Genomic DNA, 13,520 nt, shown 5'->3' with positions numbered 1-13,520 from the left:
CCGCCGCCGCCCATGTCGACGAAGCCGGGCATCGAGGGCTCCTGGATCAGCAGGTCGGCCGCCTGGGCGGGCAGCAGCAGGAGAAGGGTTGCGGCACTCGCCAGCAGAGAAAGAGAGATGCGCTTCATGAGGGCCTCCGAAAACACGCGTTACGACAGAGTTCGTGCCCGCATGAATCCGCCTCCAATTGCAAACAATTCCTTTACCCGGCGGTTACCTTTGGCTGGTGGTTAACAGGAGATTGACAGGCCGGGCGGGGCTGCGGGGCCCCGGAAACAAAGAAGGGCCGCCCCGCAAGGCGACCCTTCCCGATTTCGCAGATTTCGAAGCGATCGCCTTGCGGCGAAGCCTTCGATCAGACCGAAGCCTGCCCCGAACTGACGGAGACTCCAAGACCCTTCGAAACCGACGATTTCTGCTGAGACATTGGATCACCTCCTTCCGGCTGTTGACGATGAAAGCAGCGTGCGCCCATTCGCGCAGCCTGGCAAGAGCGAAAAGAGGAACGGCGCGCAGGCGGAAGGCCCAGCCGGCATCGCCGGCCGGGCCGATCGACACCAGGTGACGAAACGGTCAGAACTGCCAGTTCACGCCGAGGGTCAGGGCGTGCTGCGTCAGACCGAAGATCGGGTTGTTGGGCGCGATGCCGCGATCGTATTCCTGCTCGCCGAAATCGCTGTAGCGGTACTGCAGGTCGATGACGACATCCTCGGTGGCCGCGAAGGCCACGCCGGCGCCGGCCGTCCAGCCCATGTGCGTGGCGTCGGCCGTCCCGTCGAACGCGCCGTTCGAGAGCGTGTGCGTCGCGTTGGCGACGGCGAAACCGGCCGTCAGGTAGGGCATGAAGGCGCCGCCGTCGAAGCCGAGCACACCGCGCAGGGAGCCCTGCCAGTTGATCACGTTCTCGGAGTCGGCGATGCCGACGCCGAACGTGTCCATGCCGGACACGCCGGACCAGGCGATGTCACCCGCGATACCGGCGACGACATTGCTGCCCACGGCGAAATTGGCACCGGCGGTGACGCCCGCCAGCCAGCCGGCGATATCGACATCGCAGCCATTGGGGGCGCAATCCGGATGGACTGCGAGGTTGGCATGATCGGCGGCGCCCCATCCGTAGCCACCGAAGACGCCGACATAGGGGCCTTCCCAAGCGCTGCCGACATCCACGATGCCCGGCATCACCGGCGTCTCGACGTAGAGGTCGGCGGCGCTGACGGTGGTGGACAGGCCGGCGAGTACGACACCGGCGAGAGCGAACAGTAGGTGTTTCATGATCGAGCCTCCTGAAATCCGCATCAATATAGACCGAATTGTGCTCGCCAATCGAGTCACTCGCAAAAGATCGTGCGGATGTTCGGCAATAATCGGATGACTGTTGCAGAGTCGCATCGTACGGCCGCGTACGTTCAGATCAATAAATGGCGAGGCGACAACGGCTTGAGCAGATGATCGTCTGACGTGTCCGGAATGGAGACGATCGCGGGGATTGTCGTCAAAGATGTGGCGATCCGAGCGGAACTACGCAGTGAGACTTAGGCGGCGCCGGTCGCGTGGCCGTCCCGGGCCGCAAGCACGCGTGCCGCGGCGGCGGCAAGGGGCGCGAGGTTGCCCGACTCATGGGCCTCGGCCACCAGCCGATCGCGCATCGGCCTGGGCCAGAAGTCCGTGACATGCCGGACGATGGCGGCGATGGCCTCGGCCTCGGGGTAGACGGCGAAGTTGGCCGCGATGTTGTTGGCCATGCGGACAAGGTCGGCATCCTCGTTCATCGCGGACCTGCGGAATCGAACACCACAACCCCGTCCCCCGATTGCGCGCATACGGCAAGCCCCGCGCGGGCCGCCACGCTCAGCGCGAGGGCGGTCGGTGCAGACACCGAGGCCAGGACCGGCAGGCCGAGAATGGCCGCCTTCTGCACCATCTCCACGCTCATCCGGCTCGACAGCACGCCGAAGCCGGATGCGGGGTCGATGCCGGCCCCGAGCAGGGCGCCGCCCAGCTTGTCGAGGGCGTTGTGCCGACCGACATCCTCGCGGACCAGCACCGCGGTGCCGTCGGCCCGAAAGAAGGCCGCCGCATGGGTCGAGCGGTCGCGCGCATTGCGCTGCTGCAGCGCCGGCAGCGCAAGCAGGGCCGCAAGAACGATCCCCGGGTCGGGGCGGCGCGAGGCGACGCGCGGCAGGCTGGGGAACGCGGCCTCCAGCGTTTCGGCGCCGCACAGGCCGCAGCCGGCCCGACCGGCGAGGCTGCGGCGACGATCCGCGGCGGCCACCTCGGCGCGCGGCGGCACGATGCAGTTGAGCGCAAGGCCGCCCTCGACCGGGGCGACACGCATCTCCTCGAGATCGGCCGGGGCGGCGATCACCCGCTCGGTCAGCAGAAAGCCGAGGGCATAGTCCTCGAGATCGGCGGGCGTCGCCATCATCACGGCAAAGGCGCGGCCGTTGAGGAGGAAGGCAATCGCGGCCTCCTCGGCGAGATGCCAGGCGACCGGCCGGACCGAACCGTCGGCGCCGGTGCGCAGGCCGCGACCCACCGGGAGCGACGGGTCCGCGACATCGTCGAGCCGGATCACGCGCATCTATTCGGCCGGCTCGGTGGCGGGCATCGCCAGCGGCTCGGCATCGGCCGGCAGGTTCGAGGCGGTGACCTCTACCGCCGTCACCTTGTACTCCGGGCAGTCGGTGGCCCAGTCGGAGTTCTCGGTGGTCACGATGTTTGCCCCCGAAAGCGGGTAGTGGAAGGTGGTATAGACCACCCCCTGCGGCATGCGATCGGAGATCCTGGCGCGCAGGGTGGTCGCGCCCACCCGGCTGGCGATGGTGACGAAGCCGCCGTCCCGGATGCCGCGCTCTTCCGCGTCGAACGGATGGATCTCCAGCCGGTCCTCGCTGTGCCAGGCGGTGTTGGCGGTGCGCCGCGTCTGGGCGCCGACATTGTACTGGCTGAGGATGCGCCCGGTGGTGAGCAGCAGCGGATAGCGGCGGGTCGCCCGTTCCGTGGTCGCCACGAACTCGGTGAGCACGAACCGGCCCTTGCCGCGCACGAAGCCACCGACATGCATGGTCGGTGTCCCCATCGACAGCGCGTCCGGCACGGGCCATTGCATCGATCCCTCGGCGTCGAGGCGGCGATGGCTGACGCCGCGGAAGGTCGGGGTGAGCATGGCGATCTCGTCCATGATCGCGGCCGAGGAGGCGTAGTGCATGGGATAGCCCATGGCGGTGGCCAGCCGGCAGACGGCCTCCCACTCGCTCAGCCCGGTCTTTTCCCGGTAGGCCGGCCGCACCCGGTTGATGCGCCGCTCGGCATTGGTGAAGGTGCCGTCCTTCTCGAGGAACGAGGTGCCGGGCAGAAAGACATGCGCGAAGGCCGCCGTCTCGTTGAGGAATAGATCCTGCACCACGACGCAGTCCATGGCGGCGAGGGCCGCCTTGACATGGCGGGTGTTGGGATCGGACTGGGCGATGTCCTCGCCCTGCACGAACAGGCCCCGGTAGCGGCCCGAGATGGCGGCGTCGAACATGTTGGGGATCCTGAGCCCCGGCTCGGCATCGAGGGTCACGCCCCAGGCCGCCTCGAAGGCGCCGCGCACCGCGCCATCCGAGACGTGCCGGTAGCCGGGCAATTCGTGCGGGAACGACCCCATGTCGCACGAGCCCTGCACGTTGTTCTGGCCGCGCAGCGGATTGATGCCCACGCCCTCGCGCCCGACATTGCCGGTGGCCATGGCGAGGTTGGCCATGGCCATCACCATGGTCGAGCCCTGCGAGTGCTCGGTGACGCCGAGGCCGTAGTAGATGGCGCCGTTCTCGGCCTCGGCGTAGAGGCGGGCGGCGCCGCGGATGCGGTCCGCATCGACCCCGACCGTGTCGGCGAGCGCCTCGGGGGAGTGCTCGGGACGCGCGATGAAGGCGCGCCAGCGCGCGAACTCGGCCGGGTCGCACCGCTCGGCGACATAGGCCTCGTCGACCAGCCCCTCGGTGACGACGACATGGGCCATGGCGTTCATCAGCGCCACGTTGGTGCCGGGTCGCAGCGGCAGGTGGTAGGCCGCCTCGATGTGGGGGGACCGGACCAGATCGATGCGGCGGGGATCGGCGACGATCAGCCTGGCGCCGGCCCGCAACCGGCGCTTCATGCGCGCCGCGAAGACCGGGTGCCCGTCTGTCGGGTTGGCGCCGATGACGAGGATCACGTCGGCCTTTTCCACCGACCTGAAGTCCTGTGTGCCGGCCGAGGTGCCGAAGGTCTGCTTCAGCCCGTAGCCGGTGGGGGAGTGGCAGACGCGGGCGCAGGTATCGACGTTGTTGTTGCCGAAGGCGGCCCGCACCATCTTCTGGACGACATAGACCTCCTCGTTGGTGCAGCGCGAGGAACTGATGCCGCCGATGGCGCCCCGGCCATGCGCGTGCTGGATGGCCTTGAGCCGTCCGGCGGCGAAGGCGATCGCCTCGTCCCAGCCCACGATGCGCCAGGGATCGTCGATCCGGTCCCGCACCATCGGCGTGGTGACGCGATCCTCGTGGGCGGCGTAGCCGAAGGCGAAGCGCCCCTTGACGCAGGAGTGGCCGGCATTGGCGCCGCCGGATTTCGACGGGATCATGCGGATCAGCTCGTCGCCCTTGAGCTCGGCGGTGAACGAGCAGCCGACGCCGCAATAGGCGCAGGTGGTCTCGACCTGCCGCGTCGGCACGCCGTGCGCGACCACGGCCTTCTCCTCGAGCGTGGCCGTCGGACAGGCGGCAACGCAGGCGCCGCAGGACACGCACTCGGAGGAGAAGAAGTCCTCGCTCGAAAGGCCCGCCGACACCTTCGAGGCAAAGCCGTTCCCGGCGATGGTCAGCGCCAGCGTGCCCTGCACCTCGTCGCAGGCGCGCACGCAACGCGAGCAGACGATGCATTTGCTCGGGTCGAACTGGAAATAGGGGTTGGAGATGTCGACGGGGTCGCGCCTCGCGGTGTCGAAATGGTTGTCGCCACGGGCGTAGCGGACCTCGCGCAGGCCGACCTCGCCCGCCGTGTCCTGCAGCTCGCAATCGCCATTGGCCGAGCAGGTGAGGCAATCGAGCGGATGATCGGAGATGTAGAGTTCCATCACCCCCTTGCGCAGCCGCTCGAGGCGCGGCGTCTGCGTGCTGACCCGCATGCCGGCGCGCACCGGCGTGGTGCACGAGGCCGGGGTGCCCTTCACCCCCTCGATCTCGACGAGGCACATCCGGCACGAGCCGAAGGGCTCGAGCAGGTCGGTGGCGCAGAGCTTGGGGATCGGGTGCGCGATCGTCGCCGCCGCCCGCATAACCGACGTGCCGGCCGGCACGGTGACCACGACGCCGTCGATGGTGAGGGTCACCTGTTCGGCGCTGTCGCGTCCCGGGGTGCCGTAGTCGATCTCGTTCAGCATGGCGATCACACCTTCTCCCCTGGCCGGCGGCCGGTGAAGTCCTCGGCGAACAGCCGGATGGCGGAGCGCACCGGCATCGGGGTCAGCCCGCCCATGGCGCACAGCGAGGCATCGGTCATCACCTCGCACAGATCCTCGACCAGGGCCAGGTTCGCCGCGACGTTGCGGCCGGCGATGACCTCGCCCAGGGTCTCGGCTCCCCGCACGGAGCCGATCCGGCAGGGCGTGCACTTGCCGCAGCTCTCGTGGGCGCAGAACTGGAACGCGAACCTGGCCATCTCGGCCATGTCGACGCTGTCGTCGAAGACCACGATGCCGCCATGGCCGAGCATCGCCCCCGCCGCGGCCAGCGCCTCGTAGTCCATCGGCAGGTGCAGCATGGCGGCGTCGACATAGGCGCCGAGCGGACCGCCGAGCTGGGCAGCCCGGAAGGGCCGGCCACTGGCCGTGCCGCCGCCGAAGCCGTCGACCAGCCGCGCGATGCTGGTCCCGAACGGCAGTTCGACCAGCCCTCCCTGCCGGACATTGCCGGCCAGCTGGAAGGCCTGCGTCCCGCGCGATCGGCCGCTGCCGTGGGCCGCGTAGGCGGCGCCGCCATGGGCGACGATCCAGGGAACGGTGCCGAGCGAGAGCACGTTGTGCACCAGGGTCGGCTTGCCGAACAGGCCGGCGATCGCCGGGATAGGCGGCTTGGCGCGCACCATGCCGCGCTTGCCCTCGAGGCTTTCGAGCATGGCCGACTCCTCGCCGCAGATATAGGAGCCGCCGCCGCGCCGGATCTCGACCGTGAAGCGCCGGCCGCTGCCCCCGATATCCGCGCCGAGCCAGCCGGCGGCCTCGAAGCGCCGGACGGCCTCCGTCATCGTGGCGATGGCGGCGGGGTATTCGGAGCGGATGTAGACGAACCCCGTCTCGGCGCCGACGGCGAGCCCGGCGATGAGCATGCCCTCGAGCAGGGCAAACGGGTCGCCTTCCATCAGCATCCGGTCGGCGAAGGTGCCGCTGTCGCCTTCGTCGGCATTGCAGCAGACGAACTTCTGGCCGGCCGGCTGCTCGGCGACGGTGCGCCACTTGATGTGGGCCGGAAAGGCGGCGCCGCCGCGGCCACGCAGGCCCGATGCCTCGATCTCGGCGATGATGGCGGCGCCGTCCAGCGTCAGCGCCCGCTGCAGCGCCAGCAGGCCGCCGAGCCGGGCATAGGCGGCGAGATCGAGCGGGTCTTCGAGACCGACGCGGGCAAAGGTCAGGCGAACCTGGTCGCGGAGCCAGGCAATGTCCTCGGTCGGCCCCTGGCACAGCGCATGCGGAGCGCCCGTGAGGACATCCGCATCGAACAGCGCCGGGACGTCCGCCGCCCGTACCGGGCCATAGGCGATCCGTCCGGCCGGCGATTCCACCTCGACCAGCGGCTCGAGCCAGAACAGCCCCCGCGAGCCGGTGCGGACGATCTCCAGGTCGGCGCCGCGCCGCGCGCCTTCGGCAGCGATGGCGGCGGCGACCTGATCGGCGCCGACCGAGACGGCGGCGGTGTCGCGCGGCACGAAGACACGGACGGTCATGCGGCGCCCTTTCCGACGAGCGCGAGGGCCATGGCGAGGTCGGCGCGGCCGTGGATCGCGTCACCGACGGCGATGGCCGGGCCGAGGGCGCAGTTGCCGAGGCAGTAGACCGGCGCCGCGGTCACCCCGCATGCCTCGAGGTCCGATGCCAGCGCGGCCGCGCCGCGCGACCTGCAGGCCTCGGCAAGGCACACCCGGATCGAGACGCCGGCGGGCGCGTCGGCCAGATCGGGGTAGAAGCTCTGCACCCCGTGGATCTCGGCGCGGCTGAGATTGAGGGCGCCGGCCACGGCCCGCATATCGGCCTCGGTGATGCCGCCCCGCCGGGTGCGAATCTCGTGCAGCACCTCGAGCAGGGCCGACGGCCGGTTGCCGTAAAGGGCGCAAGCGGCCAGCGCCAGCCCATCCTCCGTCGCCATCGCCGTCGTCGCCATGAACCCGCCCCCCGCGGTGCCTGTCGTGCACCGGCCCGGTGCTGCGTGCCGGGCGAAATGCGCGCCCGGCCTTTGCGCGCCGAGACGCTACTGCAATTGTGGCTTCCTGAGGAAGCTGTTGCGATCGGCGGACTTCACCCTCAGCCAGCTTTCGCGTCCATCGCGCACGATGCGGATCGGCAGTTCGGCCCCGGCCGGCCCGCTCTCCCACAGCTTGCGGTAGAAGTCGGCGAGGCCGTCGACGCCGGTATCGCGCACATCGGAGATGATGTCGCCGCGCCTGAGACCGGCCCTCGCGGCCGGCCCGCCCTCGGCCACGCTCATCACCACGACGTCGCCGTCGCTTTCCGCCGAGAACACGCCGAGCCACGGACGGGGCGGCCGATTGGCCTCGCCGCGGGTCAGCAGGTCGTCCAGAATCGGCGGCAGGAGGTCGATCGGCACCGCCATGTTGATGTCGGCCGTCTCGCCGCTGCGCAGCATCTGCAGCCGCAGCGAGCCCACGCCGAGCAGCCGGCCGTCGGCGCCGACCAGCGCCGCGCCGCCCCAGGAGGGATGCGCCGGGGTGGTGAAGATCGCCTCCTCGAGCAGGTATTCCCAGTACCCGGCGAACTCCTGCCGGGCGACGATCGCCGCGCCGACGGCCCGGCCGGTCCCGTCGATCACGGTGACCGCGTCGCCGACGCGGGCGCGCCGCGAATCGCCGAATTCGAGGGCGGGCAGGTCGAGGGCGCCGAGAGCCTGCACGAGGCCGAAACCGGTCTGCTGGTCATAGGCCAGCGCGTGGGCGGCGACCACCGTGCCATCCTGCGCGGTGAGCCAGACCTCCTCGGCTTCGGTAATCAGATAGCCGATGGTCAGCACCAGCCCCCGACCGATCACCACGCCGCTGCCCTCGCGCAGCGTCCCGAGACCGCTCGCGGTGAAGGCATCGTCGGGAATGTGAGCCCGTACCGCGACAACGCTGCGCCTGATCTGTTCGGTATCCATCCGCCGGTCCGCTCCGACCGGCCGAACCGGCCGGCTGTCATTGGGCGAGATAGCTAAGCAGCCTGGCCGACAATCGCAAGACCGCCGTTCGGCCGATCGGCCCCGCGCCCGCCAAAGCTCTGCGATCCCCGCGTCGGCCTATGCGGATTGCCCGCCGCCGCGACAGGCGGCAGTGCCATGGTGGGTGCGACAGGGATTGAACCTGTGACCCCTACCGTGTGAAGGTAGTGCTCTCCCGCTGAGCTACGCACCCGACCGAATAGGCCGGCAATATCAAGGACCTGGGGTCCCCGGGCGAAGGATGGTGGGTGTAACAGGGATTGAACCTGTGACCCCTACCATGTCAAGGTAGTGCTCTCCCGCTGAGCTATACACCCATCGCTTCGCCGCACCTCCGGGCCCGCCCGGTCGATGCGAGCGCGGATAGACCATGAAACCCGATCGCGGGTCAAGGGGTCAAGCCGCAGCACGGAAAAACCGTCGCGATCAGGCGGCGAGCAGCCGCTCGACCTCGAGCACCAGGTCCTTGAGGTGGAAGGGCTTGGACAGCACGGACGCGTCCTTGGGCGCATCCGAATCCGGGTTGAGCGCCACGGCGGCGAAGCCGGTGATGAACATCACCTTGAGATCGGGATCGAGTTCGGTGGCCCGGCGGGCCAGCTCGATGCCATCCATCTCGGGCATGACGATGTCGCTCAGCAGCAACGAGAACGGCTCCTCGCGCAGCCGCTCGTAGGCCGACTTGCCGTTGTCGAAGGAGACCACGTCATAGCCGGCGTTCTTGAGCGCCCGGGTGAGGAACTGCCGCATGTCGTTGTCGTCTTCTGCGAGCAAAATGCGCTTCATGGCACCCTTCTTACACGGCTTCTTCCGGAGCACTCTACGGACTTCTGTTTAATGCATGCTTGCCGGTTTTTGAACCCGCCTCGGAACCCCCCCGGCGGCCCGGCGGCGTTCTGGACAATTGCGGCGGCAGACGGCACAGTGGCGGCACTGAGCGGTGCTTCGGCGCCGAGGGAGAGCGCTTTGCAGTCCGACTACTGGGACAGGCCGGCATTCGAGACCATCCGGCCACGTCGGCTGACGGCACCGCTGGTGTTCAATTCCGCCCATTCCGGCCGCGACTATCCCGAGCGGTTCCTGAGGATGACGCGGCTCGACCACCTGTCGATTCGGCAGTCCGAAGACGCCTTCGTCGACGAACTGGTGGCGCGCGCGCCGCACCTGGGTGCTCCGCTGTTGCGGGCGCATTTCCCGCGCGCCTATCTCGACGTCAACCGCGAGCCCTGGGAACTCGATCCCGCCATGTTCGTCGAGCCGCTCTCGGAGCGCTTCAACACGACGAGCCCGCGCGTCGCCGCCGGGCTCGGCACACTGGCCCGGGTGGTGGCGGAGAACAAGCCGATCTATCGCGAGCGCCTGACGCTCGACGATGCGCGGATGCGGATCGAAGGCATCTACCAGCCCTACCACGCGACGCTGCAGAAGCTGCTGACCGAGGCCTATTCGAGCTATGGCGTCGCGGTGCTGATCGATTGCCACTCGATGCCGCGCCTCACCCGCGCCGGCGAGCGGATCGGCCCGGACGTGGTGCTGGGCGATCGCTACGGCACCACCTGCGCGCCGATCCTTGCCGACCTGGCGGAGACGGTGTTCGCCGGCGCCGGCCTGCGGGTGGCGCGCAACCGGCCCTATGCGGGCGGCTTTGCGACCCGCACCTACGGCCGGCCGCAGCACGGCGTCCACGCCCTGCAGATCGAGGTCAGCCGGCACCTCTACATGAACGAGGTGACGCTGGAGAAGAACGACGGCTTCATCGCCATCCGGCAGGTGCTGGAGCGGCTGATGGCGTCGCTGATCGGGCTCGATACGGCGGTGCTGTCGCCGGTTCGCGCGCGGGAGGAGAAATACGCCGCCGAGTAACTGTTCCCGGTGGCGGGCGTCCTGCCGGTCCCCCCGCAAAAAAGCGGGCCGCCGAAGCGGCCCAGTCAAGGGAGGAAACGATGGCGGCCAAGGATCGCGGCCAAGTCCAGTCCGTCACGTCGCGGCGTAGATCGCCAGCCACCCATCCATCATGCACCATCATGGCTGAACTGATTTGCGTGCCTCAGCAAGATGCGGAACAGTCTTCAACATGCGCCGGCCGGCTCTTGTTGCAAAAATGACTCATTACTGTCATGCAAAACCAGCCACCGGCAGGCCAACACTGCTGCTAGTGCGCTGTAGGAAATCAAGAAAGTGAAAGCAACCCGAAGATGAATGCTACAGCGCTGGCGGGACTCTCCGCCGACCTGGTGCGACGGACGCTGCTCGATGCCGCCGAGATCGCCGCCACCCGGACATTGCCGCATTTCCGGGCGGGTATTGCGGTGGACAACAAGGAGACCTCCGGCTTCGACCCGGTGACCGCCGCCGATCGCGAGGCCGAACTCGCCATCCGCGACCTGATCGGGACGCGCTTTCCCGACCATGCCATCATCGGGGAGGAGTGGGACGACAAGTCGGGCAATAGCGGCTTTGCCTGGATCATCGACCCGATCGACGGCACGCGCGCCTTCATCACCGGCGTGCCGGTCTGGGGGACCCTGGTCGGCCTGACGGTGGAGGGGGAGGCGGTTGCCGGGCTGATGTCGCAACCGTTCACCGGCGAGATCTACATGGCCCTGCCGGGCGAGGCCTACTACCATCGCGGCGCGGCGCATGCCCCGCTGCGGACATCGGGCGTGACCGAACTCTCCCGCGCCAAGCTGACCGCCACGTCGCCCGACATCTTCGAACGGTCCGGCACGGTCGCCACCTGGGACCGGCTGCGCCAGAAGGTCCTCACCACGCGCTACGGCCTCGACTGCTACGGCTATGCCCTGCTGGCGGCCGGCCATATCGACCTCGTGGCGGAGGCGATGCTGAAGGACGTCGACATCTGCCCGCTGATCCCGCTGATCGAGAATGCCGGCGGCGTGGTCACCTCGTGGGACGGCGGTCCGGCCGAGCATGGCGGCAATTGCGTCGCCGCCGCGACGCCGGAACTGCACGCGGCGGCGCTCGCGGTGCTCGGCGGATGACGCAGACGGCAGCGCCGCAGCGCTGCCCGGGCTGCGGATCGCTGCTGGCGGCCTGTGACGGCCCCGTGCATGCCTACATGCTGTCCACGCCGGCCTGCTGGCAGGCGTTCGGCGCGCTGGTGGCGCGCGAGTACGCCGATCCCGCGCTGATGGAGGTCCACCGGCTGACGGTCGACACCTGGGCGGTGCAGCATCCCGGCGATGGGTCGCGTCGGGCGATCCAGTCGGTGGGACTGCACCTGTGCCGGCTGACGCTCCAGCTCGAGCACGGCTTTTCCGGCCGGCGCGCGAACGATGCCATGCTGCGGCTGGGACGCCTGAAAGCGCAGTTGCCGGCCCTGCCGCCCCGGGCGTCGTACCGGATGACGGTGGCCGACATGGGCCCGGTCAGCGGGCCCGACGCGCACGCGGCGGCGGTCCGGCGCTGGGCCCGCAGCACCTGGGAGGACTGGGCCGACCAGCATGGCTTCGTGGCCGAATACCTGGCCCGCAGCGGCCTCGGACCGTTCAGTTCGACGGCTCGGTGATGAAGGCGTCGAACGCCGCCAGCACCTGGCCGCGGATGGCGTCGCTCTCGACGAACAGCTCGTGGCGGGCACCGGGGATCATCAGGTGGCGCCCGGTCCGCATCCTGAGGCCCAGTGTCTCGATGGCGCTGGCCGAGACGATCTCGTCGCGGGCCGCGGCCAGCATCAGGGTGGGAATCTTCACGGCGCCGGGAAAGCTGTCGAGGCCGGCACCCGCCATCGCCCGGAACGCCGCCGCCGCCCAGCGCACCGTGGGCGTGCCGACCATCAGGTCGGGACGGGCCTTGAGGATATCGACCGAACGCATGAACCGGCCAAGATCGGAGGTCAGCGGATTGCCCGGAAAGCCCTGCTCGGTCTGCGGCTTGTCGGAGCCGCGCCCGACCGGCAGGCGGCCGAGGCCGACGAGCGTCAGCACCTGCCCCAGGCGGGCCATGCCGGCCATGCCGAACGGCTGCCGGTCGAGGGCCACCATCGGGGCCGACAGGAACATGCGCTCGAACATCATGCGGTCGCGGGTGCCGGCATAAAGCGACACCAGCCCGCCCATCGAGTGGCCGACGAGATAGTAGGGCGCCGGGCAATCGGGCAAGAGGATCGAGCCGTGGAAGGCCTTGAGGTCCACCCAGTAGTCGTCGAAGCGGCGGACATAGCCCAGCGAGCCGTTGCCGATCAGCCGCTGGCTACCGCCCTGGCCGCGCCAGTCGAAGGTGGCGACGGCGAAGCCGCGCGACTGGAAATCGGCGATGGTCTCGAAATACTTCTCGATGAACTCGGTCCGGCCGTGGACGAGACAGACGGTGCCGCGCGGCGCCCCCTGACCCTTGGGAAACGTCGCGTAGCGCAGCCGCACCTTGTCGGGCGTCTCGAAATAGCCGACGCGGGCGCCCTGCGGCACCGGATTGGACGGGACCACCGCGAGGGAGGGGCCGCTGGGGTCGACGATGGCGTTCATGCTCTGCCCGGTTCCCTGCCGTATTCGTTGTGCGCGCAGCCTCGACAACGCCATAGCGGATTCCCGCGGGCGGCACGAGGCGTACCAGCATCGACGGAAAAGCCAGCGCCTCATCAAGAAGCGCTGGCTTTCCTGTGATGGCCGCCTTGCGGGGGGCGGGTGAAGGCGGCTCATTCGTGTGCCCTGCAGCAGACAGTCAGCACAGTCACGCTTGTAGGCCGGCCTGTCTGAACGGCCATTGAGGAGAGCATTCATTCTCGGTTCATCTGCGGCGCACCGGGCGGCGGCGTGGCATCGTCGCCACAACCCGCCTTGCCGCTCCGAATGTGATCGGCGGGCGGTTGACTCTGCCGGGGGTTGCGGCCAGTTTGCGCACAGTATTGCCGGGGGCCGATAGTGAAGAACATACGTGTAGCCGCAGCCGCGGTCGCTCTGGTCGTGGCGGCGTCGCTGGGGACGCCGGCGACGGCACAGGGGCTCGGTCCCGATGCCGGCCTGTCGCAGTACGATCGCAACGTGTTCTTCTTCGGCGGGCGCTTCCACAGCACCAGCTTCTACGATTCGGCCTTCGTCTGGGCGCTGCCCT

13 protein-coding genes and 2 tRNA genes are annotated in these 13,520 nt (G+C 69.1%); 4 read left to right on the top strand and 11 right to left on the bottom strand.

Going from position 1 to position 13,520, the window contains the following annotated elements; translation table 11 throughout:
• Nucleotides 1-573: 573 nt before the first annotated feature.
• From ACE3TU_RS11485 to cpdR, 10 genes are all read right to left on the bottom strand, one after another.
• A complete protein-coding gene (locus ACE3TU_RS11485) occupies nucleotides 574-1,275 on the bottom strand; it encodes an outer membrane protein (protein WP_374624272.1) in 702 nt (233 codons plus the stop codon).
• A gap of 260 nt (nucleotides 1,276-1,535) precedes the next feature.
• Nucleotides 1,536-1,772 (bottom strand): formate dehydrogenase subunit delta, encoded by a 237-nt coding sequence (locus ACE3TU_RS11480; RefSeq protein WP_374624270.1) that lies wholly within the window; start codon nucleotides 1,770-1,772, stop codon nucleotides 1,536-1,538.
• Nucleotides 1,769-2,584, bottom strand: coding sequence for a formate dehydrogenase accessory sulfurtransferase FdhD (fdhD, locus tag ACE3TU_RS11475; RefSeq protein WP_374624268.1), 816 nt, complete (start codon nucleotides 2,582-2,584; stop codon nucleotides 1,769-1,771). Before fdhD ends, ACE3TU_RS11480 begins: the two co-directional genes overlap by 4 nt.
• Entirely contained in the window at nucleotides 2,585-5,413 is a 2,829-nt protein-coding gene (fdhF, locus tag ACE3TU_RS11470) for a formate dehydrogenase subunit alpha (protein ID WP_374624274.1), read from the bottom strand.
• Nucleotides 5,413-6,966 (bottom strand): formate dehydrogenase beta subunit, encoded by a 1,554-nt coding sequence (locus tag ACE3TU_RS11465; RefSeq protein ID WP_374624266.1) that lies wholly within the window; start codon nucleotides 6,964-6,966, stop codon nucleotides 5,413-5,415. The genes fdhF and ACE3TU_RS11465 overlap by 1 nt, the downstream gene beginning before the upstream one ends.
• Entirely contained in the window at nucleotides 6,963-7,400 is a 438-nt protein-coding gene (locus ACE3TU_RS11460) for an NAD(P)H-dependent oxidoreductase subunit E (protein WP_374624264.1), read from the bottom strand. Before ACE3TU_RS11460 ends, ACE3TU_RS11465 begins: the two co-directional genes overlap by 4 nt.
• 87 nt (nucleotides 7,401-7,487) lie before the next feature.
• Entirely contained in the window at nucleotides 7,488-8,390 is a 903-nt protein-coding gene (locus ACE3TU_RS11455) for a S1C family serine protease (RefSeq protein ID WP_374624262.1), read from the bottom strand.
• 178 nt (nucleotides 8,391-8,568) lie between these two features.
• Nucleotides 8,569-8,643: transfer RNA gene (locus ACE3TU_RS11450), tRNA-Val, on the bottom strand.
• Nucleotides 8,644-8,692: 49 nt separating this feature from the next.
• A tRNA-Val gene (locus ACE3TU_RS11445) sits at nucleotides 8,693-8,767 on the bottom strand.
• Between the two features lie 109 nt (nucleotides 8,768-8,876).
• Nucleotides 8,877-9,236, bottom strand: coding sequence for a cell cycle two-component system response regulator CpdR (cpdR, locus tag ACE3TU_RS11440; RefSeq protein WP_374624260.1), 360 nt, complete (start codon nucleotides 9,234-9,236; stop codon nucleotides 8,877-8,879).
• Nucleotides 9,237-9,416: 180 nt separating this feature from the next.
• Between cpdR and ACE3TU_RS11435 the strand changes: the two genes are divergently transcribed.
• From ACE3TU_RS11435 to ACE3TU_RS11425, 3 genes are all read left to right on the top strand, one after another.
• A complete protein-coding gene (locus ACE3TU_RS11435; RefSeq protein WP_374624258.1) occupies nucleotides 9,417-10,313 on the top strand; it encodes an N-formylglutamate amidohydrolase in 897 nt (298 codons plus the stop codon).
• Between the two features lie 332 nt (nucleotides 10,314-10,645).
• Nucleotides 10,646-11,452, top strand: coding sequence for a histidinol-phosphatase (hisN, locus tag ACE3TU_RS11430; protein ID WP_374624256.1), 807 nt, complete (start codon nucleotides 10,646-10,648; stop codon nucleotides 11,450-11,452).
• Nucleotides 11,449-11,979 (top strand): DUF5946 family protein, encoded by a 531-nt coding sequence (locus ACE3TU_RS11425; protein WP_374624254.1) that lies wholly within the window; start codon nucleotides 11,449-11,451, stop codon nucleotides 11,977-11,979. The genes hisN and ACE3TU_RS11425 overlap by 4 nt, the downstream gene beginning before the upstream one ends.
• Here the strand turns inward: ACE3TU_RS11425 and ACE3TU_RS11420 are convergent.
• On the bottom strand, nucleotides 11,960-12,934 hold the full coding sequence (locus ACE3TU_RS11420) for an alpha/beta fold hydrolase (RefSeq protein ID WP_374624252.1): 975 nt from the start codon (nucleotides 12,932-12,934) through the stop codon (nucleotides 11,960-11,962). The two genes, ACE3TU_RS11425 and ACE3TU_RS11420, sit on opposite strands and share 20 nt — an antisense overlap.
• A 396-nt stretch (nucleotides 12,935-13,330) precedes the next feature.
• Here ACE3TU_RS11420 and ACE3TU_RS11415 point away from each other — a divergent pair.
• Nucleotides 13,331-13,520: hypothetical protein (locus ACE3TU_RS11415; protein ID WP_374624250.1), on the top strand; the 190-nt coding region annotated here is incomplete at its 3' end.

This window comes from Devosia sp. (genome assembly GCF_041917035.1).
Lineage (GTDB): Bacteria > Pseudomonadota > Alphaproteobacteria > Rhizobiales > Devosiaceae > Devosia_A.
This window is presented reverse-complemented; position numbering and strand designations above follow the sequence as displayed.

What these genes read in the sequence shown, in the direction of transcription:
- ACE3TU_RS11485 (WP_374624272.1), bottom strand. Translation starts at nt 1,275, where the DNA reads ATGAAACACCTACTGTTCGCTCTCGCCGGTGTCGTACTCGCCGGCCTG.
- ACE3TU_RS11480 (WP_374624270.1), bottom strand. Translation starts at nt 1,772, where the DNA reads ATGAACGAGGATGCCGACCTTGTCCGCATGGCCAACAACATCGCGGCC.
- fdhD (WP_374624268.1), bottom strand. Translation starts at nt 2,584, where the DNA reads ATGCGCGTGATCCGGCTCGACGATGTCGCGGACCCGTCGCTCCCGGTG.
- ACE3TU_RS11465 (WP_374624266.1), bottom strand. Translation starts at nt 6,966, where the DNA reads ATGACCGTCCGTGTCTTCGTGCCGCGCGACACCGCCGCCGTCTCGGTC.
- ACE3TU_RS11460 (WP_374624264.1), bottom strand. Translation starts at nt 7,400, where the DNA reads ATGGCGACGACGGCGATGGCGACGGAGGATGGGCTGGCGCTGGCCGCT.
- ACE3TU_RS11455 (WP_374624262.1), bottom strand. Translation starts at nt 8,390, where the DNA reads ATGGATACCGAACAGATCAGGCGCAGCGTTGTCGCGGTACGGGCTCAC.
- cpdR (WP_374624260.1), bottom strand. Translation starts at nt 9,236, where the DNA reads ATGAAGCGCATTTTGCTCGCAGAAGACGACAACGACATGCGGCAGTTC.
- hisN (WP_374624256.1), top strand. Translation starts at nt 10,646, where the DNA reads ATGAATGCTACAGCGCTGGCGGGACTCTCCGCCGACCTGGTGCGACGG.
- ACE3TU_RS11425 (WP_374624254.1), top strand. Translation starts at nt 11,449, where the DNA reads ATGACGCAGACGGCAGCGCCGCAGCGCTGCCCGGGCTGCGGATCGCTG.
- ACE3TU_RS11420 (WP_374624252.1), bottom strand. Translation starts at nt 12,934, where the DNA reads ATGAACGCCATCGTCGACCCCAGCGGCCCCTCCCTCGCGGTGGTCCCG.